Genomic DNA, 24,861 nt, shown 5'->3' with positions numbered 1-24,861 from the left:
AGGGCATGAGCGCACTTCTGGCGAACTCCATCGGTGCAGCGGCCAAGCAGACCGGCTGCAGCGTGCCCACCATCCGGTACTACGAAGAAGTGGGCCTGCTGCCGCCCGCTCCGCGCACCGAGGGCAACCAGCGGCACTACGACGATGCGGCCATCCGGCGACTCGCCTTCATCAGGCGGTGCCGGGACTTCGGATTCACCATCGAGCAGGTACGCGAGCTGGTGGGTCTCGTCGATGAGCCCGACCGGGATTGCGTCGAGGTGCGGGACATCGCCCAAACCCACCTGCAGGAGGTGCAGAAGAAGCTCGCTGAGCTCCAGGCTTTGCAGGCCGGCCTCTCCGCATTCGTCCGCAGTTGCGACGCCGCGTGCGCCGGAGGTCTGGCGGCGGACTGCACCATCCTCGAGGACCTGGCGGCGCCCGACCATGGACCGAGCACGCGAGCCAACTCCGCACGCTCGTGCTGCTCTTAGCGCAGGGCTGGGCGCCAGGCCCGATGAGTGGTGGTCGGGCGATTCACACAACCCAAAAAAACAGCCACCTCGCGGTGGCTGTATCAAGTCCTTGGAAGGACGTCGTTGGGAGACTTGAATCCGAAGGTCCGAAGCGGACCGATGCGTGACAGGCTGAGTGCAACTCTAGAGGACGGCGCCAAACGCCGCATCCTCCATTTATGGGAAAAGCTCGCCGCCTGCCCCATCCATGGCATCGATCTTGGTGATTTTTTTTACCGGGGTCGAGGGCTGCATGATTCTTTTACACGCCACAACAATTAGTTGCAGGGCAGCGTGACGATGAAGCAGGCGCCGCCGCCCGGGTTGTCCTCGCAGCGCACCGAGCCATGGTGCCGTTGCGCGATGGATTGCACGAGTGCCAAGCCCAGGCCGACGCCACCTTCACGCTCGCTCGCGCCCTTCATGCGATAGAAGGGCTCGAAGATCCGGTCGCGTTCCGCCGCGGGTACACCGGGGCCGCGGTCGCACACTTTCAGTATGGCGCTGGCCCCCTGCCGCTGCACGAAGACATGCACCGGGCCGTCGGCATAGCGGCGGGCGTTCTCCAGCAGGTTGCGCACGATGCGGCGCAGCAGCTTGGCCACGCCGGGCACGACGACCGACTGGTCCGATTCGCCCAGCTCCAGTTCGGCTCCGGCGTGCGCGCATTCCTCGGCGGCCAGCCCGGTGAGGTCCACGGGCTCGACGGTGCCGATGTCGGACTCGCGCGCGTCGAGCCGGCTGGCCAGCAGGATCTCGTCGATCAGCTGGTCGAGTTCGGCGATGCTGCGCTTGATCTCGTCGCGTGACCGCGGCGACGGCTCGGGCACCATCAGTTCGAGTCCCATGCGGATGCGCGCCAGCGGTGAGCGCAGTTCATGCGAGGCATTGGCCAGCAGCGACTTGTGCGACTGCAGCAGCACCTCGACGCGTTCGGCCGCATGGTTGAAGCGGCGCGCCAGGAAAGCCACCTCGTCGTTGCCCTTTTCCTCGACGCGCGTGCTCAGGTCGCCATCGCCCCAGCGTTCGACCCCACGCCGCAATTCCTCCAGACGCTGGGTCAGCCGCCGGATGATGGGATAGCTGCCGACCACCACGGCAAGTGCGACGATGCCGAGCAGCCACAACATGCCCGTGGTGCCACGCGGCAGCCAGGACCGGCCCGACGGACCTTCACCCGGCCGGCGCGGGCGCGGCGGGATCTGCACCGTGAGCGTGCTGCCATCCTTCATTTCCACGTCGAACTCGAGACCGCGCCCGGGCGTGCGCGTCGGGCGCACCTTGCTCTGGCCGATGACTTCGTCGGCCTGGTTGAGGATGATGATCTCGCGCTCCGGCGTCTGCTGCCGGTTCTGCTGCCAGAGCCAGCCGAAGGCGAAGGTCAGGACCCCCACCGCCACGATCACGGCGATCCAGATCCGCAGGTAAAGCGGAAACCGCCACTGGGCGTTCCAGGGGTTCATCCGGGGCTTGCGGGCTTCAGTCCTGCTGCTTGGCGAACACGTAGCCCACGCCGCGCACGGTGAGGATGCGCTTCGGGTTCTTGGCGTCGGCCTCGATGGCCGCGCGGATGCGGCCCATGTGCACGTCGATCGATCGGTCGAACGCTTCCAGCTCACGGCCGCGCACGGCTTCCATGATCTGGTCGCGCGTCAGCACGCGGCCGGCGCGCTCGGCCAGCACGACCAGCAGGTCGAACTGGTAGGACGTGAGTTCGCAGGGCGCGCCGTTCACCGTGACGGTCCGGGCGTCGCGGTCGATCTCCAGCGAGCCGAAGCGCATGGTCTTGGCAGGCACCGGGGCGCCGTCCGTGCGGCGGCGCAGGATGGCACGGATGCGCGCCAGCAGCTCGCGCGGCTCGAAGGGCTTGGGAAGGTAGTCGTCGGCGCCGAGTTCCAGCCCGACGATGCGGTCCATCGGGTCGCCCTTGGCCGTGAGCATCAGGACCGGGACCTTGCCCGTGTCGCCCGGCAGTGCGCGCACGCGGCGGCACACCTCGAGGCCGTCGATGTCGGGCAGCATCAGGTCGAGCACCACGAGATCGGGCGCGGCGCCGGTCGGCGGTTCGGTCAGCATGTGCAGGCCGGCCTTGGCGTCGGCGGCGTGCGACACCCCGAAGCCGGATCGCTCCAGGTACTCACCCACCATCTGCGCGAGGCGGGTGTCGTCTTCGATCATCAAAAGTTGCTGCATGGCGGAATGGTAGTGAATTGGCCGCCACATTGGCGGCCTGTCTTTACATGGTGAAGTTGGCCCGACTCCCAGAGGCGAAGAGCCAGTAAAGTTAGGTAAATGGCCGCTTCGAACCCGGTATTTCCCCACATATTGCGCCATCACGGGGATTCGCAGGCCTTGGTCTTCGATCAGCGGACATGGCGCTACGACGAACTGCACGCCTGGGCCGGGCGCGCCGCGGCGGTCGCCTGGCATGCCTGGGGTGTGCGCCCCGGCGACCGCGTCGCCTGGCTCGGTGGCAACCATCCCGCCATGATCGCGTTGCTGTTCGGCCTGGCGCGCATCGGCGCCACGCTGCTGCCACTCAACTTCCGCCTGGCACCGGCCGAATGGGACCAGCTCCTCGCCGACTGCACGCCGCGCCACCTGGTGCATGACGCGACCTGGTCCGCGGCGGCCCAGGCGCTGGCCGGGCGCGCCGGCATCGCAGCCCACGGCGTAGAAGCCCTCGACGCCGAGGCGCCGGAGGCGCCCGACCACGCCGCCGAGGACGCGCCCGTCCTGCTGGTCTATACCTCCGGCACGACCGGCGGCCCCAAGGCCGCGGTGCACACGCAAGCCAACCTGCTGGCCAACATGCGGCTGGCGGCGGCGGCGCAGCAACTGGGGCCGGCCGACACGGTGCTCACCGTGCTGCCGGTCTTCCACGTCGGCGGCCTGTGCATCCAGACGCTGCCCGCGCTGCATGCCGGTGCCCGCGTGCTGCTGCACGCCCGGTTCACGCCGGAGGACACCCTGGACGCCATCGAGCGCGACCGGCCGACACTGACGCTGCAGGTGCCGGCGACGATGAAGGCGCTGGTCGATCACCCGCGCTGGGCCGCGACCGGCCTGGGTGGCCTGCGCGCGGTCTGGGCCGGCTCCAGCCTGCTGCCGGCACCGCTGGTCGAAGCCTTCCACGCGCGCGGCGTGCCGGTCTGCAACGTCTACGGCGCCACCGAGACCGGGCCGTTCTCCATCGCCCTGCCGCCGGAGCGCGCGTTCGACCACGTGGGCTCCTGCGGCTGGCCGGTGCCCGGCGTCGAGGCGCGCCTGGGCGACCGCCACGGCGACGCGGGCGAACTGCTGCTGCGGGGGCCGAACGTGGTGGACCGCTACTGGCCCGACATTCCCGCGCGTGACGCCGATGGCTGGTTCGCCACCGGCGATCTCGCGCAGCAGGCCGCCGACGGCAGCTACACCATCGTCGGCCGCGCCAGGGACCTCATCATCTCCGGCGGCGAGAACATCCACCCGGCGGAGATCGAGCAGGCGCTGGCCTCGCATCCGGCCGTGGCGGAATGTGCAGCCTTCGGGCTCGCGGATGCGCGCTGGGGCGAGATGGTGGCGGCCGCCGTCGTGCTGCATGCCGGCGCTGCCGCCAGCGACGAAGAGCTGCTCGCGCACTTGCAAGCCAGGCTGGCGCGCTTCAAGTTGCCGCGGCGCTGGTTCCGGCTCGAGTCGCTGCCGAAGACGGCCTTGGGCAAGCTGCAGCGGCAGGCGCTGGCGCGCGCGGTCGGCTCGCCTACCTGACCGCCTCCGCCCCCACCGGCGTGGCCTTGGACGCCAGCCACACCAGCAGCAGCACCGGCACCCCGAGGAAGGCGGTGGCGGTGAAGAAGTTGACGTAGCCGTGGGCGTTGACGTATTGGCCGGAAAAGCCGGCCAGGTACTTCGGCAACAGCAGCATGACCGAGGAAAACAGCGCGTACTGCGTGGCCGAGTAGCCGATGTTGGTGAGCCCCGACAGGTAGGCCACGAAGGCGGCCGAGGCGATGCCGCTGGAGAGGTTGTCGGCCGAGACGATCAGGACCAGCGCGGTCACGTCATGGCCGCGCGTGCCCAGCCAGGCGAACAGCAGGTTGCTGGCGGCGCTCAGGATGGCGCCCAGCATCAGCACCCGCATCACGCCGAAGCGCATCGACAGCACGCCGCCGACGAAGGCGCCCACCAGCGTCATGATGACGCCGTAGATCTTGGTGACGGCGGCCACTTCGTCCTTGGTGTAGCCCATGTCCACGTAGAACGGGTTGGCCATGATGCCCATGACGATGTCGCTGATGCGGTAGACCGAGATCAGCGCCAGGATCAGCAAGGCATGCCAGCCATAGCGGCGCAGGAACTCCGCGAAGGGCTCGACCACGACAACCTGCAGCCAGGCGACGCCCGGCGCGATGGAAGCCGGCACGTTCACGTGCTGCGGGCGCGCCGCGCCCCAGCCTTGCCACAACCCCGCCCCGCCGACGACCAGCGCCAGCACGTAGAGCCCGGCTTCCGGCCAGCCGATCGCGCCGAGCGGCGCGCGCACCATCGCCACCATCAGGCCCGCCAGCCCCACGAACAGGAGCGCCTGCGGCCAGCTGAAGTTCAGCCCGTGGCGCGCGAGCTGCTGCGCCACGCCGGCCCGCAGCGAGCGGTCCGCCTGCGCATCGCGCGGCAACGGTTCGCGCGAAAAGAACACCGTGAGCACACCGACCAGCATGGAGCCGGCCATCACGAAGTAGGCGGTCCGCCAGGCGGCGTGCTGGTAAGACGTGACGTCCGCCACTTCGGCGCGGGCCGCGATCCACAGCACGCCGGCGCCGGCCCAGATCATGGCGAGCCGGTAGCCCGTCTGGTAGGTGGCCGCCAGCGCGGCCTGCTGGTCGCTGGCGGCGGACTCGATGCGGAAGGCGTCGAGCGCGATGTCCTGGGTGGCGGAGCCGAAAGCCACCAGCACGGCGCACCAGATGATCGCCTGCAGGCCCTCGCGCGGGTCCGCCATGGCCATGCCCACCAGGCCCGCGATGATGGCCAGCTGCGCCGTCAGCAGCCAGGCGCGGCGCTGGCCCAGGGCGCGGGACAGCAGGGGGACCGGCACGCGGTCGACCAGGGGCGCCCACACCCACTTGAATGCGTAGGCCAGGCCGACCCAGCTGAGGAAGCCGATGGTCGCGCGGTCGATGCCGGCTTCGCGCAGGCGGAAGCTCAAGGTGCCCAGCACCAGCAGCAGCGGCAGGCCCGCCGCGAACCCGAGGAACAGCATGCGCAGCATGGGCGCCTGCAGGTAGACGCGCATCGCGTCGCTCCAGCGGGGTGGAGCGGTCGCGGTCTGGGCTGAGCTTGCGGTGCGGTCTGACATGGTGGTGAAAACGCGTCGATATGATTCGCGGATGTGCCAACTGTGCCACGCCAAATCATCCCCGTGGGCCGGCCGCCGCGGCTTCCTGCTGGCCGCCGGCGCCCTGGCCGCCGGGCCGGTGCTGGCGCAGGTCGACGTTGGCGACGCTTCGGGGCTGCGCAAGCTGGTCCCGGCCGACCAGCTCGAGCACGCCGCGACCCAGCAGTACAGCCAGATGCTGGAGCAGGCCCGCGCCAAGCGCGCGCTCGCGCCCGAGAGTCACCCCCAGGTGCAGCATCTGCGCGCCATCGCCAAGCGGCTCATCCCGCACGCGGCGCGCTGGAACGACCGCGCCCGCAAGTGGCAATGGGAGGTGAACCTGATCGGCAGCCAGCAGATCAACGCCTTCTGCATGCCCGGCGGGAAGATCGCCTTCTACACCGGCATCCTCGACAAGCTGAAGCTCACGGACGACGAAACCGCGATGGTGATGGGCCACGAGATGGCCCACGCGCTGCGGGAGCATGCGCGGGCGCGCATCGCCAAGAGCCAGGGCACCGGCGCGCTGCTGTCGCTGGGCGCGCAGCTGTTCGGCCTCGGCCAGTTGGGCGACCTCGCGGCGAACGTCGGCACCCAGCTGATCACGCTGAAGTTCAGCCGCGACGACGAAGTCGAAGCCGACCTGGTCGGCCTCGAGCTGGCGGCGCGGGGCGGCTACCACCCGGACGCTTCGGTGACCTTGTGGGAAAAAATGGCGAAGGCGGGTGGCGGCAACGTGCCTGGCTTCCTGTCCACCCACCCGACCGGGCCCGACCGCATCAAGCGGCTGCAGGAAAACGTCCCCAAGGTGAAGGGGCTGTACCAGCAGGCGACCGGGCGCCGCTGAGGCGCCGCCTCAGGGCAGGAGCTGCCAGACCCGGCCGGTATGGTCCGCCACCATGGCGCGCCGGCCTCCGGCCGCGCCCGGGTCCAGCGCGATGCCGAACGGCTCACCCATCAGGCGCGTCAGCTGGCCGGGTGCGGGAAGCCGCGGGACCACGGCGCCTGCGTAGAGCGTCGTCACGCCTTGCGGCGTGATCTTGAAAACGCCCTGGTAGATCATCTCGGGCGTGGTCTCGCTGCCGCTGGACAGCACATAGAGGTTCCCGTTCTCGTCCACCGCCAGGTCCGTCGGGTCGATGAGCGGGCGCGTGCCGTCCACCGTGTCCGGCAGCGCCACCATCCGCCCCGCGGCGTCGAACTTGCGCAGCCAGCCGCGCAGGGCGGTGTCCAGTTCCGTCACGTAGACGTTGCCAGTGGCGTCCACCGCCACGCTCTGGACGATGTGGAAACCCGCGTTGGCGCCATCGCCGAGCAGCCGCTGGTTCACCGACAGGCCACCCACCAGCGCGGACACCATGCCGTCGGTGCCGATCTTGCGGACACCACCGCCTTCGGCCACGTAGAGGTTGCCGGCCGCGTCGATCTTGAGCCGGCCCGGGCGGGAGAAGCGGGCACTCGCCAGCGGCCCGTTGACGACCTCTGGCAGGTGCGGCCGGCCCGCGAGGGTGGTCACGGTGCCATCCGGAAGGATCTTGCGGATCGCGTTGTTCTCGCGGTCGGACACGTAGAGCACGCCCTGCGCGTCGACGGCGATGCCCGCGGGCTTGGCGAAGCGCGCCCCCGTCCCCCGGCCGTCGGCGAAGCCGCTTTCTCCCGCCAGCCCGGCGATCGTCGTCGTGGTGCCGTCGCGCGCCACCTTCATGACGGTGTGGGTGCCTTCGTCGGTGACGTAGGCATTGCCGGCCGCGTCGACCGCCACGGCCGTGGGCTGCGAGAAACCCTTGGAAGCGCTGGCCAGGATGGACTGGAGGTTCGCGACCAGCGGTCCCTCGGCCGCGGTGCGGGCCGCGGGGCCGCTGTTCCAGCGGCATTCACCGCCGGCCGGCAGGCCGCCGAAGCTGAAGCGCCGGACGGCCAGCGAGTCCATGCCGGGCAGCCAGAGGTTGGCGCTGCAGGCATGCACGAAGCTGGCGCCCAAGGCCCCCTGGAGCAGGGGCTGGGCCGGCGCGCGGTAAGGGCCGTCCAGGGTCTGGCCGCCGGAATAGCGCATGAACCCCGCATTGAAGCCGCCCGCCCGCATGGGACCCGCGGCGAGATGCCAGGTCGGTTCACCGCGTTCGTCGTAATGGAACATCGTCACGGTCAGCGTGTCGCCGAGGGCCTCCACGGTGTAGCCGCGCCCGCTCTGGTCGGGGTTCCAGTAGATGCCGGTTTCAGGCTGCAGGCCGGCCACGGGTGTGGCCAGCGTCGAGAACTTCTGTGCCGTGAAGCTGCGCTGCGGCAGGGTGACCTGCGCGCTGGTGCCGCTGAAAGCGATGCTGACGTTGCCGACGGCCGTGGCGGTCGGCAGAACGTGGTAGACCACATTCGCCGCCTGTCCGCCGCGAAAGCGCTGCAACCCGCCCTGGAAGCGGAAGCCCGCGCCTTCGGCGATGAAGCTGCCTGCCGCCGACACCCAGGTCGGCCGGCCTTCGGCGTCGAAGACGAAGAAGGTGGCGACGCCGGTGGCTCCCTGCGCTTCGAAGAAGAAGCCGGTGCCCGGCTCGGTGGGCACCCACCAGGTGCCGTTGCCGCTGAACGCGGGGGCGGCGTCGGCCTTGAGCGCGGTCGCCACCGTCGGCTGCGTGCCTGCGCCGCCACCGCAGCCGGCGACGAGCAGCGCCAACGTCAATGCGGCGGCGCCGCGAATCCATTCGTACTTCAAAAGAGCCCCTCCAGGCGGGCGGCACCCGCTGGATACATTTTCTCACGACCCGTTCAGGTACCGCGCACGTAGGGGTTGGTCTTTCGCTCCGCGCCGAAAGTGCTTTCGGGACCATGGCCGGGGATGAACACCGTCTCGTCCCCCATCGGCCACAGGCGCTGCGTGATGCTCGCGATCAGGGTGGCGTGGTCCCCCTGCGGGAAATCCGTGCGGCCGATGCTGCCGGCGAACAGCACGTCGCCCACAAAGGCGCGCCCCATCTCCGGCGAATGGAAGACGACGTGTCCAGGGGTGTGGCCCGGACAGTGCCGCACGTGCAGCACGTGACCCGCCAGTTCGACCGTGTCGCCGTCCTGCAGCCAGCGCGTGGGCTGGAATGCGTCGACCGCGGGGAACCCGAACATCGCACCCTGCTGCGGCAGCGCATCGATCCAGAACTGGTCGGCGGGGTGCGGGCCGATGATGGGGAGCTGGAGGCGCTGGGCCAGTGCCGCCGTGCCGCCCGCGTGATCGATGTGCGCGTGCGTGAGCCAGATCTGCTCGAGCTTCAGGCCCTTGCCAGCGATGGCGGCCAGCAGCCGGTCGATGTCGCCGCCGGGGTCGATGATGGCGGCCTGCAATGTGCCGTCGTCATAGACGATGGAGCAGTTCTGGGCGAAGTGGGTGACGGGGTGGGTGAAGTAGCGGAGCATGCTGGCGATGATGGCCGCTCAAATCATAGTCAAACGCTAGGACGGGCCGCGCTCCCGCGCCTGCCGCAACAGCGCCATCAGCGCATCCAGCTCCACCGGCTTGGTGAGGTGCGCGTCGAAGCCCGCTTCGCGGGTGCGGCGCTTGTCCTCCTCGTTGCCGTAGCCGGTCATGGCGACGAAGAAGGGCCGCCGCACGCCGGCCGCCGCGAGCCGTTCGCGCGTTTCGTAGCCGTCCAGTCCCGGCATCGCCAGGTCGAGCAGCACGACGTCGGGACGGAAGCGCGGCGCCAGCGTCAGCGCCGATTCGCCGTCATAGGCGCATTCCACCCGGTTGCCGAGCAGCCGCAGCACTTCGCTGGCGCTATCCGCCGAGTCGCGGTTGTCGTCGATCACCAGCACGCGAAGCGCGCCGGCCTCGAGCGCTTCCGCCGCGCTGTCCTCGGCCACCACGGCATCGGGTGCGGTCGGCAGGCGCACGGTGAAGGTGCTGCCCTGCCCGAGGCCGGGGCTGCTGGCATCGATGGTGCCGCCGTGCATTTCGGCCAGCGAGCGCGCCAGGGTCAGCCCGATGCCCAGGCCGCTTTCCACGGGCGACGAGGGACCGGTCTCGGTCTGCATGAACAGTTCGAAGATGCGCGCCAGGTTCTCGGGCGCCAGGCCACGGCCGTTGTCGGTCACCGAGATGGCGGCCAGGCCATCCTGCACCTCCACGCGGAGCTGGACACTGCCGCCATCGGGCGTGTACTTGGCCGCGTTCACCAGCAGGTTCTGCAGGACCTGCGCCAGCCGCGTGAGGTCGCCGTGCACCAGCACCTGCTGCTCGGGCTCCTGCACCGTCAGCGTGTGGCGCCGCGCGGTCATCACCGGCCGGATCGCCTCCACGCTGCGGGTCACCACGTCCGCCAGCCGCACGATCTCCTTGCGCAGCCTGATCTTGCCGGTGGTGAGGCGGCCGACATCCAGCAGGTCGTCGACCAGCCGGGTGATGTGGGTCAGTTGCCGGTCGATCACGTCGCGGCAGTTGCGCAGCGCCGGGCTCGCCGTCGGCTCCAGCTGCATGATGGTGACCGCATTGCGGATCGGGGCCAGCGGATTGCGCAGCTCGTGCGCCAGCATCGCCAGGAATTCATTCATGCGCCGGCTCGAGCTTTCCAGCTCTTCCAGGCGGCGCCGGTCGCTCATGTCGCGCGTGACCTTGGCGAAGCCCACCAGCGCGCCGCTGCGGTCATAGACCGCCGTGACCACCACGTTCGCCCAGAAGAGGGAACCATCCTTGCGAACGCGCCACCCTTCGTTTTCGACCCGGCCCTTCTCGCGCGCGACGCGCAGTTCAATGGCCGGCTCGCCGGCCTGGCGGTCCTGCGGCGTGTAGAACAGGCTGAAGTGCAGGCCGATCACCTCGTCCGCGGTGTAGCCCTTGATCGCCTGCGCACCGGCGTTCCAGCTGCGGATGATGCCCTCGGGGTCGAGCATGAAGATCGCGTAGTCGCGCACACCGTTCACCAGCAGCCGGAAGCGCTCTTCGCTGGCGCGCAACTCCTCCTCGTGGCGGCGCCGCTCCGTCAGGTCGCGGGTGATCTTGGCATAGCCGGTCAGCTCGCCGTCGGGCGCGTGCAGTGCCGTGATGACGACGTTGGCCCAGAACCGCGAGCCGTCCTTGCGCACCCGCCAGCCTTCGTCCTCGAAACGGCCGCGCTCCTTGGCGAGGCGCAGCTCTTCCTGCGGCCAGCGCGATTCGACGGCTTCCGGGGTGTAGAAGGTCGAGAAGTGGCGCCCGACGATTTCGTCGCGGCTGTAGCCCTTGAGCCGGGCGGCCCCGGTGTTCCAGGACTGGATGTAGCCCTGCGAATCCAGCGTGAAGATCCCGTAGTCGACGACGGAATCGATCAGCAGCTGCAGGCGCTGGTCGGACAGGGCGGAAGGGCTGGAGGGGTCGGCGTTCAATCCGGGGGACCGGGTGCGTGGCAGGAAGCCATTATTTCAGGCGCGGCTGTGCCGTGGCCGAGCCCGGATCCGGATTCGCGGTGCCGTCCTACAGCCGCCTACCAGCCGGCGCTCTCGGCCAGGAATCCGTCCAGCAGCGATCGCAACTCGGGCCACTCGTGCTGCAGGGCGGCATGCTGGCCGTCCTGGGCCAGCGCTTCCATGTGCCGCGCCTGCCGGTGCAGTGCATCGGCGCCGACCATCCCTGACGAGCCCGCCAGCGAGTGCAGGTGCCGGTGCAAGTCCGTGCCGCGGCCCTCGGCCAGCGCCTGCGCGGCCTGCGCCAGCACGCCGGGTGCGTGCTGGCGGAATGAGGCCAGGGCCACCTGCAGCAACTCGGGGTCGCCGCCCAGCTGCTCGAGGGCGCGGGCCCGGGCGGCACCCGGCGCCGTTGATGGTTCGCGCGCCGGCCCTTCCGGCGGCGCGGACGTCCAGGTCGCCAGCACGCGGGCGAGCCGGAGGCTGTCGATCGGCTTGGTGAGGTAGTCGTCCATGCCCTGCGCGAGGCAACGCCGCCGCTCGTCCTCCGAGGCGTTGGCGGTGAGCGCGATGATGGGGGTGCGGCAGCCGGCCGCGCGCAGGCGCGCCGTGGCTTCGTAGCCGTCCATCACCGGCATCCGGCAGTCCATCAGGATGGCGTCGAAGGCCTCGCCCGTGGCCGCCGCCACGGCCTCTTCACCGTTCTCCACCAGCCGCACGTTGCGGTAGCCGGCCTGGGCCAGCAGCCCGCGCACGACCACCTGGTTGGTGGGGTTGTCCTCGGCCACCAGCAGGCGCTGCGGCCGCTCGACGCGGGGCGCCGGCCCCTGAGAGGGCTGCGGGGCGACGGTGTCCGGAGCCACGCCCTGCAACGGCAGGCTGCAGTGAAAGATGGAGCCCTGGCCTTCGACGCTCTCGACTTCCACCTGGCCGCCCATCTGGGCGCACAACTCCTTCACGATGGCCAGGCCGAGGCCGGTGCCGCCGTACTTGCGGGTGGTCGAACTGTCGGCCTGCGAAAACCGCGTGAACAGCCGCTGCCGCGCCTCCGGCGCGATGCCGATGCCGCTGTCATGCACACTGAAGCGCAGCAGGTCCTGCGCGCCCGCGTGGGCGCGTGCCACGCGCAGCCCGAATTCGCCTCGGGCGGTGAACTTGAGGGCGTTCGACAGCAGGTTGTTCAGGATCTGGCGCAGCCGCCCGGGGTCGCCTTCCACCGCCAGGGGCACGTCGGCGGCCAGGGCCACCGTGAAGCGCAGTTGCTTCTCCTGCGCCCGCAACCGGTACAGCTCGCCCAGTTGCGCCAGCAATTCGTCCAGCCGGAACGGGATGGCTTCCAGCTCGATCCGGCCGGCCTCGATCTTGCCCAGGTCCAGCAGGTCGTTGATCAGCTCCAGCAGCGACGCCGCGCTGGCATCGGCCAGCTGCACGTATTTGCGCTGCTGCGCGGTCAAGGGCTCGGCCAGCAGCAGCCGCGTCATGCCCAGCACGCCGTTCAGGGGCGTGCGGATCTCGTGGCTCACGTTGTCGAGGAATTCGCTCTTGGCGCGGTTGGCTTCCTCCGCGGTTTCCCGGGCCTGCTGCACCTCGGCCTCGGCCGCCTTGCGCGCCGTGATGTCCTGGTTGGTGCCGGTGGCATGCAGCGCCCGGCCCTCGGCATCGCGCTCGGTCACCTTGCCTTCGCTGTGGATCCAGATCAGGCTCCCGTCCGGCCGGCGCACCCGGTGCTCCACCGCATACCGGTCGCTGTGGCCCTGCAGCAGCGCGCCCAGCGCGTCGGTCAGCGCCTGCTGTTCTGCGTCCGGCACCAGCAGGACGAGCGCTTCCGGCGTGGTGACCTGCGGGAGACGGGGCCCGCCCATCCATTCCGACCAGTGCTCCGACAGGTACAGCTTGCCGCTGGCCAGGTCGAGGTCCCACAGGACCAGCCGCGACGCATCGAGGGCGCGTTTTTGCCGCTCCTCGCTTTCGCGCAATGCCTGCTCGGCGGCCTTGGCCAGCGTGATGTCGGCGTAGGTGGTGACGAAGCCGCCGCCCGGCAACGGGGACCGGCGGATCTCCAGCGTCTCGCCGCCGGCGCGCTGCATCTGGAAGTGGCGCGTCTCGCGGGCGGTGGCGTCGGCGATGCGCGCCGCCACGGTCGCCTCGACCGGCCCCGCGCCATACACGCCGCGCGCGGTGTCGAAGCGGATGAAGCGGTCCAGCGTGGGATCGCTCTCGAACAGCCCGTCGGGGAAGTCGAGCAGAGTGCGGAAGCGGCTGTTGTGCAGCACCAGGCGTTGCCGCGCATCGAACACGCTCACGCCCCCCGGCAGGTTCTCCACGATGCTGGCCAGCAGCTGGTGCGCCTGCTCCAGCGCGTCGCGCGATTCCTTCTGCTGCGTCACATCCTGGAGTGCCCCCACCAGCCGCACCGGCACCCCCCGCTCGAACTCCGCCTGGCCGACCGAGCGCACCCAGATGGCCCGGCCCTGCGCCGTCGTCATGGGCAGCTCCAGGTCCCAGGACTCACCATGCGCGATGGCCCGCTGCGCCGTTTCGTCCATGCGGCGCAGGGCCTCGGCGTCGAAGAAGCGGCGGTGCTCGTCGAATGCCGGCTGGTGGCCGGCAGGCAGCTCGTAGATGCGGCAATTCTGGTCGGTCCACCGGACGGTGCGGCTGCGCAGGTCCACCTCCCAGCCGCCGACGCCGCTCAGGCGTTCGGCCCGCTCGAGAAAGCGGTTGGCGCGCAGCGTCCGGTGCTCGCTCTCCTTGCGCGCGGTGATGTCGCCGGCCACGCCGATGAAGCCGCTGCGCGGTGGCTCGCCCCAGCGGGCCGGGCGCGCCTGCAGGTGCACGGCGCAGACCCTGCCGTCCGGATGCCGCACCTGGAATTCCTGGTCGAACGGCTGCGCCGCCGCCACGGCCCGGGCCCAACCCGCGCGGAGAGCGGCCTGGTCCGGCGCCACGACGGCGTCCTGCCAGCCCGAGCCCAGGTTGCGCTCCATCTCCAGCCCGAACAGTTCCTGCCAGCGTCCGTTGACGTGGAACACGGTGCCGGCTTCATCCGCCTGGAAGATGCCGAACGGCGTGGCATAGGAGATCGCCTGGAAGCGCGACTCGTCGCCCACCACCGTCAGGTCGTGCAGGCGCTCGCGCTGCAGCAGCGCCCACTGCACCACCTGCGCCAGGTCGCGCAACGCCGACAACTGCTCCGTGCTGAGCTGCCCGGGCTGCCGGTCGATCACGCACAGGGTGCCGATGCGTTCGCCGCTGGGCATGGTGAGCGGCGCACCGGCGTAGAAGCGGATGTTGGGATCGGACGTGACCAGCGGATTGGTATCGAAGCGGTCGTCGCGCGTCGCGTCGGCCACTTCCATCACCTGGCCCTGGCGGATGGCGTGGTCGCAGAACGCCACGGCGCGCGGCGTCTCGGGCACGCCATCGAGGCCCAGGTTGGCCTTGAACCACTGCCGGTCTTCGTCGATCAGGCTGATCAGCGCGATCGGCACGCCGCAGACCGAGGCGGCGATCCGCACGAGCGAGTCGAACACCGGCTCCGGCTCGGTGTCGAGCACGGCCAGCATGCGCAGCCGGGCGAGCCGGCGGCGTTCGTGTTCGGCGTCCGTCATGCTGGCGGGAGGGGCGGCGTCCATGCTGCGGAGATGATAGACGCGGGCCCGCGACGGCCTCTCCGTTCAGCGCCGCGCCGGCCAGAGCACGGAGCCGATGGACACGACCATCAGGACCACCGCCGCCCAGTCCTGCCAGTGCAAAGGCTCCTTCAGCCACACGGCACCGCTGAAGACCCCCAGCACGGGGATGAACATCACGCTCAGCGTGGAGGCCACTGGCGGGAGTCCGCGCGCGAGGTAGAACCAGGTCGCGTGCGCGAACCCGAAGATCAGCACGGCATTGAACACGATGGTCCAGCCGGCATCGCCATCCGGCCAGCGCCACTGCGGGGACTCGAAGACGGAGGCGAGGGCGGCCATGACGCCGGTCGTGAGCACCGTCATCCAGAACGAGATCGTCAGCGTGGGCACGTCGATCGTGGTGCGCCGCAGCAACTGGGTGCCCAGCGCCCAGGTCGCGGCCGCGACCAGCGCCAGCGCCACGCCGGCTGGCCGCCCCGCCAGCTGGGTGAACTCGTGCCAAAGCAGCAGGGTGACCCCCAGGGCGGCCGCGCCGACGCCCAGCCAGCCGCGCCGCGACAGCGCGGCGGAAAACAGCAGCGCGCCGAGCACGGCGGAGAAGATCGGCATGGTGTAGCCAAGGATCGCGGCACGGCCGCTGGAGAGCGTGCGCACGGCGAGGATGATGCAGACGTGCCAGACGAACATGTTGGTCGCGGCCAGCAGCAAGAGCTCGCGCCAGTGGCGGCGCGGCAGCGTGAACGGCACGCGCAGCGCCAACAGGCCGAGTGCCAGCACCGGGATCCCCAGCACCATCGACAGCGCGCGAAAGGTGAGGGGCGGGTAGTTCGTCACGCCCAGTTTCATCACGGGCCAGTTGATGCCCCAGACGATGGTGAGCAGGGCGAGCAGGACCAGTTGCCGGGGTGTGAGAGCGACCATGGAGTCCCGATGGTGAAGAACCTAGAATCCTCCCATGAATTTCATCGACATGCTGCGCGGCGCGCAGCAACGCAACGGCTCGATGCTGTGCGTGGGGCTGGACCCCGAACCTTCGCGGTTCCCGGCCGACCTGAAGAACGACGCTTCCCGGATCTACGAGTTCTGCGCGCGCATCTGTGATGCCACCGAGGACCTGGTGATCGCCTTCAAGCCGCAAATCGCGTATTTCGCCGCGCACCGCGCCGAAGACCAGCTCGAACGGCTGATGCGCCACTTGCGCGACAACCTGCCGCACGTGCCGGTGATCCTCGACGCCAAGCGCGGCGACATCGGCTCGACCGCGGAGCAATACGCGCGGGAAGTGTTCGAACGGTACGGGGCCGACGCGGTGACGCTCTCGCCCTTCATGGGCTTCGACTCGGTCCAGCCTTACTTGAAGTACGAAGGCAAGGGCGCGTTCCTGTTGTGCCGCACCTCGAACCCCGGCGGCGACGACCTGCAGAACCAGCGGCTGGCCTCGGTCGAAGGCCAGCCGCTGCTCTACGAGCACGTCGCGCGGCTCGCCCAGGGCCCCTGGAACCTGAACGGTCAACTGGGCCTGGTGGTCGGCGCCACCTATCCGGCCGAGATCGAAAGGGTGCGCGCCATCGCGCCGACGGTGCCGCTGCTGATTCCCGGGGTCGGCGCGCAGGGCGGCGATGCGGTGGCGACGGTGCGCGCCGGCTGGCGCGCGGACGCGCCCATCGTCGTGAACTCCGGCCGCGCCATCATCTATGCATCCGATGGCGAGGGCTATGCGGAAGCCGCGCGGCGCGAGGCGCGCCGCACCCGCGACCTGCTCGAGGCCGCCAAAGCGTCCTGAACGTTACCGCGCGCGGCCGCGGAACAGGCTGATCACCAGCAGCAGGACCATCGCGCCGAGGATGGACGCGATCCAGCCGATCGGGTCGCCTTCGTTGTAGATGCCGAGCGCCACGCCGGCGTAGCGCGCGATGAAGGAACCGGCGATACCGACCAGCGTGGTGAGGATGATGCCCATGCTGTCGTTGCCCGGCTTGAGCGCGCGGGCGAGCAGCCCGACGATGAAGCCGATGACGATGGTGGTGATGATGCCCATTTCCTTGCGCTCCCTGCGGATGTGTCGATGCAGGGATGCTAGGGTCGGCCAACCGCCGAGCTTGTAGGCGTGGGCGCGTTTCGGGGGTCCGATTCAGCCCCGCGGCGCCGTCGCGGCGCGCGAGGCATCCAGCACGGCCTTCGCATGCTGCGCCAGCGCCATCTCGCCGGGGGTTTCCGGCGTCCAGCTTTCCACCGGCAGCGGCCGCCCATCCGAATCGACGGCCACGAACACGATCAGGCATTCGGTGGTCATCTCCATCTCGCCGCCCTTCATGTCGCCGCTGCGGACCTCCACCGTGATGTTCATGCTGGTGTTGCCGGTGTAGGCCAGCCGCGCCTCCACCTCGACCAGTTCGCCGATGCGGATCGGCCGGTGGAAACGGATGCCACCCACGTAGACCGTGACGCAATAGCTCTTGGACCACCGCGTGGCGCAGGCGTAGCCGGCCTCGTCGATCCATTTCATGACGGTGCCGCCGTGGACCTTGCCACCGAAGTTGATGGTGTGGGGCTCGGCGAGGAAACGCAGGGTGATGGCGGACATGGTTGGGGTGGTCTCCCAGGCCCGTTATAGGCGCGCGGCGCTCAGAGGTAGCGCTGAAGGTACCGGCCGGTATGGCTGGCGGGATGAGCGGCGATGTCTTCCGGCGTGCCGGCGGCCACGACCTGGCCGCCGCCGTCGCCACCTTCCGGCCCCATGTCGATCACCCAGTCCGCCGTCTTGATCACGTCCAGGTTGTGCTCGATGACCACGATGGTGTTGCCGGCGTCGCGCAACTGGTGCAGCACGCGCAGCAGCAGGTCGATGTCGGCGAAGTGCAGGCCGGTGGTGGGCTCGTCGAGGATGTAGAGCGTGCGGCCGGTGTCGCGCTTGGAGAGTTCCAGCGCCAGCTTGACCCGCTGCGCCTCGCCGCCGGACAGCGTGGTCGCCGATTGCCCCAGCTTGATGTACGACAGGCCCACGTCCAGCAGCGTCTGCAGCTTGCGCGCGATGGTGGGCACCGGCTTCAGGAAGGCGAGGGCGTCTTCCACCGTCATGTCGAGGAGCTGCGCGATGTTGCGGCCCTTCCATTGCACTTCCAGCGTTTCGCGGTTGTAGCGCTGGCCCTTGCAGACGTCGCACGGCACGTAGACGTCCGGCAGGAAGTGCATCTCCACCTTGACCACGCCGTCGCCCTGGCAGGCTTCGCAGCGCCCGCCCGCGACGTTGAACGAGAAGCGGCCCGGCCCGTAGCCGCGCTCCTTGGCCACGTTGGTCTCCGCCATCAGCTCGCGGATCGGCGTGAACAGGCCGGTGTAGGTGGCCGGGTTGCTGCGCGGCGTGCGCCCGATCGGCGACTGGTCGACGTTGATGACCTTGTCGAAGTGCTCGATGCCTTCGATGGCCTCGTGCACCGCCGGCTCTTCGTGCGCCCGGTACAGCTCGCGCGCCACCGCGGCATAGAGCGTGTCGTTCACCAGCGTCGATTTGCCGGAGCCGGAAACACCCGTGACGCAGGTGAACAGGCCGACGGGGATGTCGACCGTCACGCCCTTCAGGTTGTTGCCGGCGGCGCCCGCAATCCGCAGGACCTGTGGATCGAGTTGTTCGCCCAGGCGATTGCGCCTGGCCGGCACCGGGATCTTCAGCTTGCCGGACATGTAGCGGCCGGTGAGGGACGCTTCACTCGCCTCCACCTCGGCCGGCGTGCCTTGCGCCACCACCTTGCCACCGTGGATGCCGGCGCCCGGCCCCATGTCGACCACATAGTCGGCGGCGCGCACCATGTCCTCGTCGTGCTCCACCACCAGCACGCTGTTGCCCAGGTCGCGCAGGTGCTGCAGGGTGGCGATCAGGCGGTCGTTGTCGCGCTGGTGCAGGCCGATGCTGGGCTCGTCCAGCACGTACATCACGCCGGTGAGCCCCGAGCCGATCTGCGAGGCGAGGCGGATGCGTTGCGCTTCGCCGCCCGACAGTGTTTCCGCGCTGCGGTCCAGGCTCAGGTAGTTCAGGCCGACGTCGTTCAGGAACTTGAGCCGGTTGCCGATCTCGCGCACCACCTTGTCGGCGATCTCGCCCTTGGCGCCTTGCAGGTGCAGCGCCATGAAGTAGGCGTGGCTCTCGCGCAGCGTCATGCGGCCGATCTCGTAGATGGCCTTGGCGCCGGCGTCCTCGCCCAGCTTCACGTGCCGCGCCTCGCTGCGCAGCCGCGTGCCCTGGCATTCCAGGCAGGGCTGCATGCTGCGGTAGCGCGCGAGTTCCTCCCGCACGGCCGACGAATCGGTTTCGCGGTAGCGCCGCTCCATGTTGGGGATGATGCCCTCGAAGGCGTGCTTCTTCGTCAGCTTGCGGCCGGCCGAGTGGCCCGACTCCAGCGTGTACGTGAAGCGGATCTCCTCGTCGCCCGAGCCGTGCAGCAGCGCCTGCTGGACCGGCAGGGCCAGCTCCTGGAACGGCACCTCCGGGTTGAACTTGTAGTGGCGCGCCAGGCTTTCGACGAAGCTGAAGTAGTAGGCGTTGCGCCGGTCCCAGCCCTTGATGGCGCCGCTGGCCAGCGAGAGTTCGGGGAAGGCCACGACCCGGTCCGGGTCGAAGAACTCCATGGTGCCGAGGCCGTCGCAAGTGGGGCAGGCGCCCACCGGCGAGTTGAACGAGAAGAGCCGCGGCTCCAGCTCGCTGATCGAATAGTTGCAGATGGGGCAGGCGAACTTGGCGTTGAACCAGTGTTCCTCGCCCGTGTCCATCACCACGGCCAGCGCGCGGCCATCGGCCAAGCGCAGCGCCGCCTCGAAGCTTTCGGCGAGGCGCTGCTGGATCTCCGCCTTCACCTTGACGCGGTCGATCACCACGTCGATGTCGTGCTTCTCGGACTTCTTCAGCTTGGGCAGGTTGTCGAACTCCACCACCTCACCGGCGACGCGGAAGCGCACGTAGCCCTGGCCCTGCATCTCGGCGAACAGTTCGACGAACTCGCCCTTGCGGTCGCGCGCCACCGGGGCCAGGACCATCAGCCGGGTGTCTTCCGGCAGCGCCAGCACCGCATCCACCATCTGCGACACCGTCTGCGACTGCAGCGGGATGTTGTGCTGCGGGCAGAACGGCGTGCCGGCGCGCGCGAACAGCAGGCGCAGGTAATCGTGGATCTCGGTCACCGTGCCCACGGTGGAGCGCGGGTTGTGGCTGGTGGCCTTCTGCTCGATCGAGATCGCGGGCGACAGGCCCTCGATCACGTCGACGTCCGGCTTGTCCATCAGCTGCAGGAACTGCCGCGCGTACGCCGACAGGCTCTCGACGTAACGCCGCTGGCCCTCGGCGTACAGGGTGTCGAAGGCGAGCGAGGACTTGCCCGAGCCGGACAGGCCGGTGATCACCACCAGGGCGTGCTTGGGGATGTCGAGATCGATGTTCTTGAGGTTGTGCGTGCGCGCCCCGCGGATGCTGATCCGCTGGCCGATGGCCGCGGCAAGGTACTTGCCGCTTTCCGGGCTTTCAAGGTACTTGCCGTCGGTGCTGGAGTTCAAGGGAGGAGGGGTGCGCGGGACAACCCGGCATCATAGACCGCGCCCCGCGGGCTTGCACCTGCCACCCGCGGGCCGATGCCTCAGAATGCGGGGTTTGCCGGCCCCGCCCCGGCCCCTGTTTCCGGCTGTTTCGCCTTTTTCGTGACTTCTTCCCCCCTTCCGCCCACCCGCATGACGCCGGCCGAGCGCCGCGCCAGCGGCTCCCTGGCCACCATCTTCGCCGCCCGCATGCTGGGGCTGTTCCTGGTGCTGCCCGTCTTCGCGCTGGAAGCCGCGCGCTATCCGGGCGGCAGCGACCCGGCCCTGGTCGGCCTCGCCATGGGCATCTACGGGCTGACCCAGGGCCTGCTGCAGATTCCCTTCGGCATGGCGTCGGACCGGTTCGGCCGCAAGCGCGTCATCGTCATCGGGCTGCTGGTGTTCGCGGCCGGCAGCTTCCTGGCCGCTTCCGCCGACAGCCTGTGGGGGCTCATCCTCGGGCGTTCGCTGCAGGGCGCGGGTGCCGTGTCGGCGGCGGTGACCGCCTTGCTGGCCGACCAGACCCGGGATGAAGTGCGCACGAAGGCGATGGCGCTGGTGGGGGCCAGCATCGGCCTGATGTTCGCGCTGTCCCTCGTCGCCGCGCCCGTGCTGGCCGGCAGCATCGGCCTCGCGGGGCTGTTCGCCGTCACGGGCGTGCTGGCGCTGGCTTGCATCGCGGTCGTGCTCTGGTGGACGCCGCCGGCACCGGGGCAGCAGGTGAACGCCCCACGCGGGCGCCTGTCGGAAGTGCTGAACCACGCCCCGCTGCTGCGGCTGGATGTCGGCGTCTTCGTGCTGCACGCGGTGCAGCTGGCCATGTGGGTGGCGATCCCGGCCTTGCTGGTGCAGGCCGGGCTGGGCAAGGACGCGCATTGGCAGATCTACCTGCCGACGGTGCTGGTTTCCTTCTTCGTGATGGGCATCGTGTTCCCGCTCGAGCGCCGCGGCTACCTGCGGGCGGTGTTCCTGGTGGCGATCGGACTGGTGCTGCTGGTCCAGATCGGCTTGCTGTTCGCCAGCCGCCAGCCGGGCATCGCTGCGCTGGCCGCGCTGCTGTTCTTCTTCTTCTGCGGCTTCAACGTGCTGGAGGCCACGCAGCCCAGCCTGGCCTCGCGCGTGGCCCCGAAGCACGCGCGCGGCGCGGCGCTGGGTGTGTACAACACACTCCAATCCCTGGGATTTTTTGCCGGCGGCGCGGTCGGCGGCTGGCTCGCCAAGAACGTTGGTGCACAAGGCCTGTTCGCCGCCTGCGCCGCCCTCATGGGGTTGTGGCTGGTGGTGGCCTGGCCCATGCGCGCGCCCCATGGCAGGAAGACGGCCGAGGAAGTGCTGGCCGACGAGGCGCAAGCCACGTAGATAATCAGATCAACTTCAGGAGGAACCCCCTCATGGCATCCGTCAACAAAGTCATCCTGGTCGGCAATTGCGGCCGCGACCCCGAAGTCCGCTACCTGCCGTCCGGCCAGGCCGTCGCCAACGTGAGCGTGGCCACGTCCAGCAAGCGCAAGGACAAGACGTCCGGCGAAATGGTGGAAGAGACGCAGTGGCATCGCGTCACCTTCTTCGACCGGCTCGCCGAGATTGTCGGTGAGTATGTGAAGAAGGGCACCCCGATCTACGTCGAGGGCCGCATCACCTATCGGAAGTACACCGACAAGGACGGCGTCGAGAAGTCCGCCACCGACATCGTCGCCAACGAGATGCAGCTGCTCGGCTCCAGGCAAGGCATGGGCGGTCCGTCGGGCGATGACGATGGCGGCGGTGCGCCGCGCCGTTCGGCGCCGCCGCAGCGTCCGCCGGCCGGCGGTGGCGGTGGCGGTGGCGGTGCACGTCCCGCGCCTTCGAAGCCCGCATCCGGCTTCGACGACATGGACGACGACATTCCGTTTTAACGCGGATGCCCCGCTACGTCGCGCTGCTGCGGGGCGTGAGCCCCATGAACGCGAAGATGGCGCAGCTGCGCCAGTGCTACGAGGACGCCGGCTTCACGGAGGTCGTCACGGTGCTGGCCAGCGGCAATGTCGTGTTCGATGCGAAGTCGGCCTCCGAGGCGGCGGTGCACCGGCAGGTGGTCGCGGCAATGGAAGACCTGCCGCACACCTTTCCGGTGATCCTGCGCAAACAGTCCGCGCTGAAGAAATTGGTGGCCGAGGACGCTTTCGCGGCGTTCAAGCTGAAAGCCCAGGAGAAGCGCGTTGTGACCTTCCTGGGCGGCAAGCCCCAGGCGGCGCTCGAACTGCCGATCACCAAGGACCAGGCCCGCATCCTGGTGCAGCATGGCCGGGAGATCTACACGGCCTATGTGCCGCAGGGCAACGCGAGCTTCATGGCGCTGATCGAGCGGACCTTCGGCAAGGAGGTCGTCAGCACGCGCACCTGGGACACGGTCAGGAAGTGCGCCGTGGCGTGAGCGCTTCGGCGCCGGCGATCACGCCGCCACCGAGGCACACCTCGCCGTCATAAAGCACGGCGGACTGCCCGGGCGTGACGGCCCACTGCGCATCGGGGAAGTCCAGGTGGAACTCGCCGTTGGCCCGTGGCGCCAACGAACAGGGAGCGTCAGCCTGGCGGTAGCGGGTCTTCGACGCGTAGTCGCCCGCGGCGGGCGCCGAGCCGGAAACCCAGCTCGCATCGTCCGCGTCGAGCGCGCCGGAGAGCAGCCAGGGGTGGTCGTGCCCCTGCACCACCCACAGCGTGTTCTTCTCCACATCCTTGCGCGCGACGAACCACGGCGCGTGCTCGCCCCCGCCGCGCTGCGCGCCCTTTTCCTTCACGCCGCCGATGCCCAGCCCCTGCCGCTGCCCCAGCGTGTAGAACGACAGCCCCTGGTGCTGGCCGATGGTGCGGCCGCGCTCGTCCTTGATCGGGCCGGGTGCCTTGGAGATGTAGCGGTTCAGGAATTCACGGAACGGCCGCTCGCCGATGAAGCAGATGCCGGTCGAATCCTTCTTCTTCGCGTTGGGCAGGCCGATTTCTTCCGCGATCCGCCGCACTTCCGTCTTCTCGAGTTCGCCGACGGGAAACAGCGTCTTCGACAACTGGGCCTGGGTCAGGCGGTGCAGGAAGTAGCTCTGGTCCTTGGCGGGGTCCAGCCCTTTCAGCAGTTCGAAGCGGCTCGCGCCGGCTTGACCGGCGCCTTCTTGTTGTCGTTCCCGCACGCGTGCGTAGTGGCCGGTGGCGATCTTGTCGGCGCCGAGGCGCATCGCGTGGTCGAGGAAGGCCTTGAACTTGATCTCCGCATTGCAGAGCACGTCGGGGTTCGGCGTGCGGCCGGCCTGGTATTCGCGCAGGAACTCGGCGAAGACGCGGTCCTTGTAGTCGGCCGCGAAGTTGACGTGCTCGATCTCGATGCCCAGCACGTCCGCGACCGCGGCGGCATCGACGAAGTCCTCGTTGGAAGAACAGTATTCGGAGTCGTCGTCGTCCTCCCAGTTCTTCATGAAGATGCCGATGACCTCGTGGCCCTGTTCCTTCAACAGGTGCGCGCTGACCGCGGAGTCCACGCCTCCGCTCAACCCGACCACGACGCGCGGCTTGCCGACCATGTGTGCGATTATCCCAGTGCCCTCTTGTCCCATGCTCGCCAGGCCCTCTCCCCTGCAACTGCCGCGCCAGCGGATGTCGCCGACCGCGCTGGCCGCTACCGGCGTACTGCACGTGGCGCTGCTGTGGCTGCTGCTGCAGCACGCGCCGGTGCAGCAGGCGGTGCGCTACGTGGTGCAGGCCGTCGTGCGGCCACTGGCGCCTGAATCCAGCAGCACCGGCAGCAGCAGTGCCAGTGCGAGCGCGGCCGCCGCCGCCGCAGCTGCGCGGACCAGCCGAGCGATCACCTTGCCGGCGCCGGGGGCCGCCGATGCGGACAACCTGCCGATCTTCTCGAACACACCGGAGTCCAGCCTGCCGTTGCAGGCAACCACGCAGTTGTCGGACCCGCTGCGGCCGCGCAAGAAGAGCCGGCGCGCGCGCCAGCGCGAGGCCGAGCAGCCGAGGGATGAGGCGCCCGCTTTGCGGTCGGCGCCCACGCTGACGCTGCCTCCCGCGGCGCCCGAACCCGCCCCTGCGCCGGAGCCCGTGCCGGAGCCCGCGCCGCCCGTGCCGCCCGTCCCGGCGCCCTTGCCGCAGCCCGCGCCGCTGCCCTTGCCTGCGCCTGCTCCCGTTCCGGCCCCGGCTCCTGCCCCCGCGCCTGAACCGGTGCCGGTCCCCGCGCCCGCCCCGGTGCCCGCACCCGCCCCGGTCCCCGCGCCAGTTCCCGCTCCTGCACCGGTTCCGGCGCCAGCGCCCGTGCCGGCCCCAGCGCCAGTTCCTGCGCCAGCTCCTGTGCCAGCGCCTGCATCCGTGCCGGCCCCGGCGCCAGTCCCCGCCCCGGTCCCCGCGCCAGTCCCCGCGCCGGCGCCCGTTCCGGCGCCAGCGCCTGCGCCCGCCCCGGTGCCAGCGCCGCCCGCACCCGCGCAGCCGC

General features: G+C 69.7%; 19 protein-coding genes and 1 pseudogene. 8 read left to right on the top strand and 12 right to left on the bottom strand.

The window, feature by feature from the left end:
- The first annotated feature begins 5 nt into the window (after window positions 1–5).
- Window positions 6–473, top strand: a complete 468-nt coding sequence (locus FN976_RS11635) for a MerR family transcriptional regulator (RefSeq protein ID WP_145893200.1) — start codon at window positions 6–8, stop codon at window positions 471–473.
- A 299-nt stretch (window positions 474–772) separates the two neighbouring features.
- Here the strand turns inward: FN976_RS11635 and FN976_RS11630 are convergent, their stop codons facing one another.
- Together FN976_RS11630 and FN976_RS11625 are read right to left on the bottom strand one after the other, a co-directional pair.
- Window positions 773–1,957 (bottom strand): sensor histidine kinase, encoded by a 1,185-nt coding sequence (locus FN976_RS11630; RefSeq protein WP_145893199.1) that lies wholly within the window; start codon window positions 1,955–1,957, stop codon window positions 773–775.
- A gap of 16 nt (window positions 1,958–1,973) precedes the next feature.
- Window positions 1,974–2,687, bottom strand: coding sequence for a response regulator (locus FN976_RS11625; protein WP_145893198.1), 714 nt, complete (start codon window positions 2,685–2,687; stop codon window positions 1,974–1,976).
- Between the two features lie 99 nt (window positions 2,688–2,786).
- On the opposite strand from FN976_RS11625, the gene FN976_RS11620 reads away from it, so the two are divergent.
- A complete protein-coding gene (locus FN976_RS11620) occupies window positions 2,787–4,241 on the top strand; it encodes a class I adenylate-forming enzyme family protein (protein ID WP_145893197.1) in 1,455 nt (484 codons plus the stop codon).
- Here the strand turns inward: FN976_RS11620 and FN976_RS11615 are convergent.
- Window positions 4,234–5,829, bottom strand: a complete 1,596-nt coding sequence (locus tag FN976_RS11615; RefSeq protein ID WP_145893196.1) for an AmpG family muropeptide MFS transporter — start codon at window positions 5,827–5,829, stop codon at window positions 4,234–4,236. The genes FN976_RS11620 and FN976_RS11615 overlap by 8 nt on opposite strands.
- A gap of 31 nt (window positions 5,830–5,860) precedes the next feature.
- Between FN976_RS11615 and FN976_RS11610 the strand changes: the two genes are divergently transcribed.
- The gene (locus FN976_RS11610; RefSeq protein WP_186510846.1) at window positions 5,861–6,694 is read left to right on the top strand and encodes a M48 family metallopeptidase; all 834 of its coding nucleotides are present in this window, start codon (window positions 5,861–5,863) and stop codon (window positions 6,692–6,694) included.
- 9 nt (window positions 6,695–6,703) lie between these two features.
- Here the strand turns inward: FN976_RS11610 and FN976_RS11605 are convergent, their stop codons facing one another.
- The 5 genes from FN976_RS11605 to FN976_RS11585 form a co-directional block, all read right to left on the bottom strand.
- Entirely contained in the window at window positions 6,704–8,554 is a 1,851-nt protein-coding gene (locus FN976_RS11605; protein WP_145893194.1) for an NHL repeat-containing protein, read from the bottom strand.
- Window positions 8,555–8,607: 53 nt separating this feature from the next.
- Window positions 8,608–9,246 (bottom strand): MBL fold metallo-hydrolase, encoded by a 639-nt coding sequence (locus FN976_RS11600; protein ID WP_145893193.1) that lies wholly within the window; start codon window positions 9,244–9,246, stop codon window positions 8,608–8,610.
- A gap of 36 nt (window positions 9,247–9,282) precedes the next feature.
- Window positions 9,283–11,160: a PAS domain-containing hybrid sensor histidine kinase/response regulator gene (locus FN976_RS11595; RefSeq protein ID WP_432417863.1), complete on the bottom strand. Its 1,878-nt coding sequence runs from the start codon at window positions 11,158–11,160 to the stop codon at window positions 9,283–9,285.
- 128 nt (window positions 11,161–11,288) lie between these two features.
- Window positions 11,289–14,843, bottom strand: a complete 3,555-nt coding sequence (locus FN976_RS11590) for a PAS-domain containing protein (RefSeq protein ID WP_145893191.1) — start codon at window positions 14,841–14,843, stop codon at window positions 11,289–11,291.
- A 42-nt stretch (window positions 14,844–14,885) separates the two neighbouring features.
- A complete protein-coding gene (locus FN976_RS11585; protein ID WP_145893190.1) occupies window positions 14,886–15,764 on the bottom strand; it encodes a DMT family transporter in 879 nt (292 codons plus the stop codon).
- Window positions 15,765–15,798: 34 nt separating this feature from the next.
- Here FN976_RS11585 and pyrF point away from each other — a divergent pair, with 34 nt between their 5' ends.
- Window positions 15,799–16,626, top strand: a complete 828-nt coding sequence (gene pyrF, locus FN976_RS11580) for an orotidine-5'-phosphate decarboxylase (protein WP_145893189.1) — start codon at window positions 15,799–15,801, stop codon at window positions 16,624–16,626.
- A gap of 3 nt (window positions 16,627–16,629) precedes the next feature.
- On the opposite strand, the gene FN976_RS11575 is transcribed toward pyrF, so the two are convergent.
- The 3 genes from FN976_RS11575 to uvrA all read right to left on the bottom strand — a co-directional run bounded on the left by FN976_RS11575 (window position 16,630) and on the right by uvrA (window position 20,384).
- Window positions 16,630–16,881, bottom strand: a complete 252-nt coding sequence (locus FN976_RS11575; protein ID WP_145893188.1) for a GlsB/YeaQ/YmgE family stress response membrane protein — start codon at window positions 16,879–16,881, stop codon at window positions 16,630–16,632.
- Window positions 16,882–16,974: 93 nt separating this feature from the next.
- Window positions 16,975–17,427 (bottom strand): acyl-CoA thioesterase, encoded by a 453-nt coding sequence (locus FN976_RS11570; protein WP_145893187.1) that lies wholly within the window; start codon window positions 17,425–17,427, stop codon window positions 16,975–16,977.
- A gap of 41 nt (window positions 17,428–17,468) precedes the next feature.
- A complete protein-coding gene (gene uvrA / locus FN976_RS11565) occupies window positions 17,469–20,384 on the bottom strand; it encodes an excinuclease ABC subunit UvrA (protein WP_145893186.1) in 2,916 nt (971 codons plus the stop codon).
- Window positions 20,385–20,555: 171 nt separating this feature from the next.
- On the opposite strand from uvrA, the gene FN976_RS11560 reads away from it, so the two are divergent.
- The 3 genes from FN976_RS11560 to FN976_RS11550 are packed head-to-tail and all read left to right on the top strand — an operon-like array spanning window position 20,556 to window position 22,815.
- The gene (locus FN976_RS11560; protein WP_145893400.1) at window positions 20,556–21,761 is read left to right on the top strand and encodes an MFS transporter; all 1,206 of its coding nucleotides are present in this window, start codon (window positions 20,556–20,558) and stop codon (window positions 21,759–21,761) included.
- Window positions 21,762–21,793: 32 nt separating this feature from the next.
- Window positions 21,794–22,297 (top strand): single-stranded DNA-binding protein, encoded by a 504-nt coding sequence (gene ssb / locus FN976_RS11555; RefSeq protein WP_145893185.1) that lies wholly within the window; start codon window positions 21,794–21,796, stop codon window positions 22,295–22,297.
- Between the two features lie 5 nt (window positions 22,298–22,302).
- Window positions 22,303–22,815, top strand: coding sequence for a DUF1697 domain-containing protein (locus tag FN976_RS11550; protein WP_145893184.1), 513 nt, complete (start codon window positions 22,303–22,305; stop codon window positions 22,813–22,815).
- On the opposite strand, the gene mnmA is transcribed toward FN976_RS11550, so the two are convergent.
- Complete coding sequence (gene mnmA, locus FN976_RS11545) at window positions 22,793–23,950, bottom strand: tRNA 2-thiouridine(34) synthase MnmA (protein ID WP_145893183.1); 1,158 nt, start codon at window positions 23,948–23,950, stop codon at window positions 22,793–22,795. The genes FN976_RS11550 and mnmA overlap by 23 nt on opposite strands.
- Before the next feature lie 31 nt (window positions 23,951–23,981).
- Here mnmA and FN976_RS28845 point away from each other — a divergent pair.
- Window positions 23,982–24,861: pseudogene (locus tag FN976_RS28845) on the top strand (hypothetical protein); the annotation flags it as partial.

Source organism: Caenimonas sedimenti (genome assembly GCF_007833165.1).
GTDB classification, from domain to species: domain Bacteria; phylum Pseudomonadota; class Gammaproteobacteria; order Burkholderiales; family Burkholderiaceae_C; genus Ramlibacter; species Ramlibacter sedimenti.
This window is presented reverse-complemented; position numbering and strand designations above follow the sequence as displayed.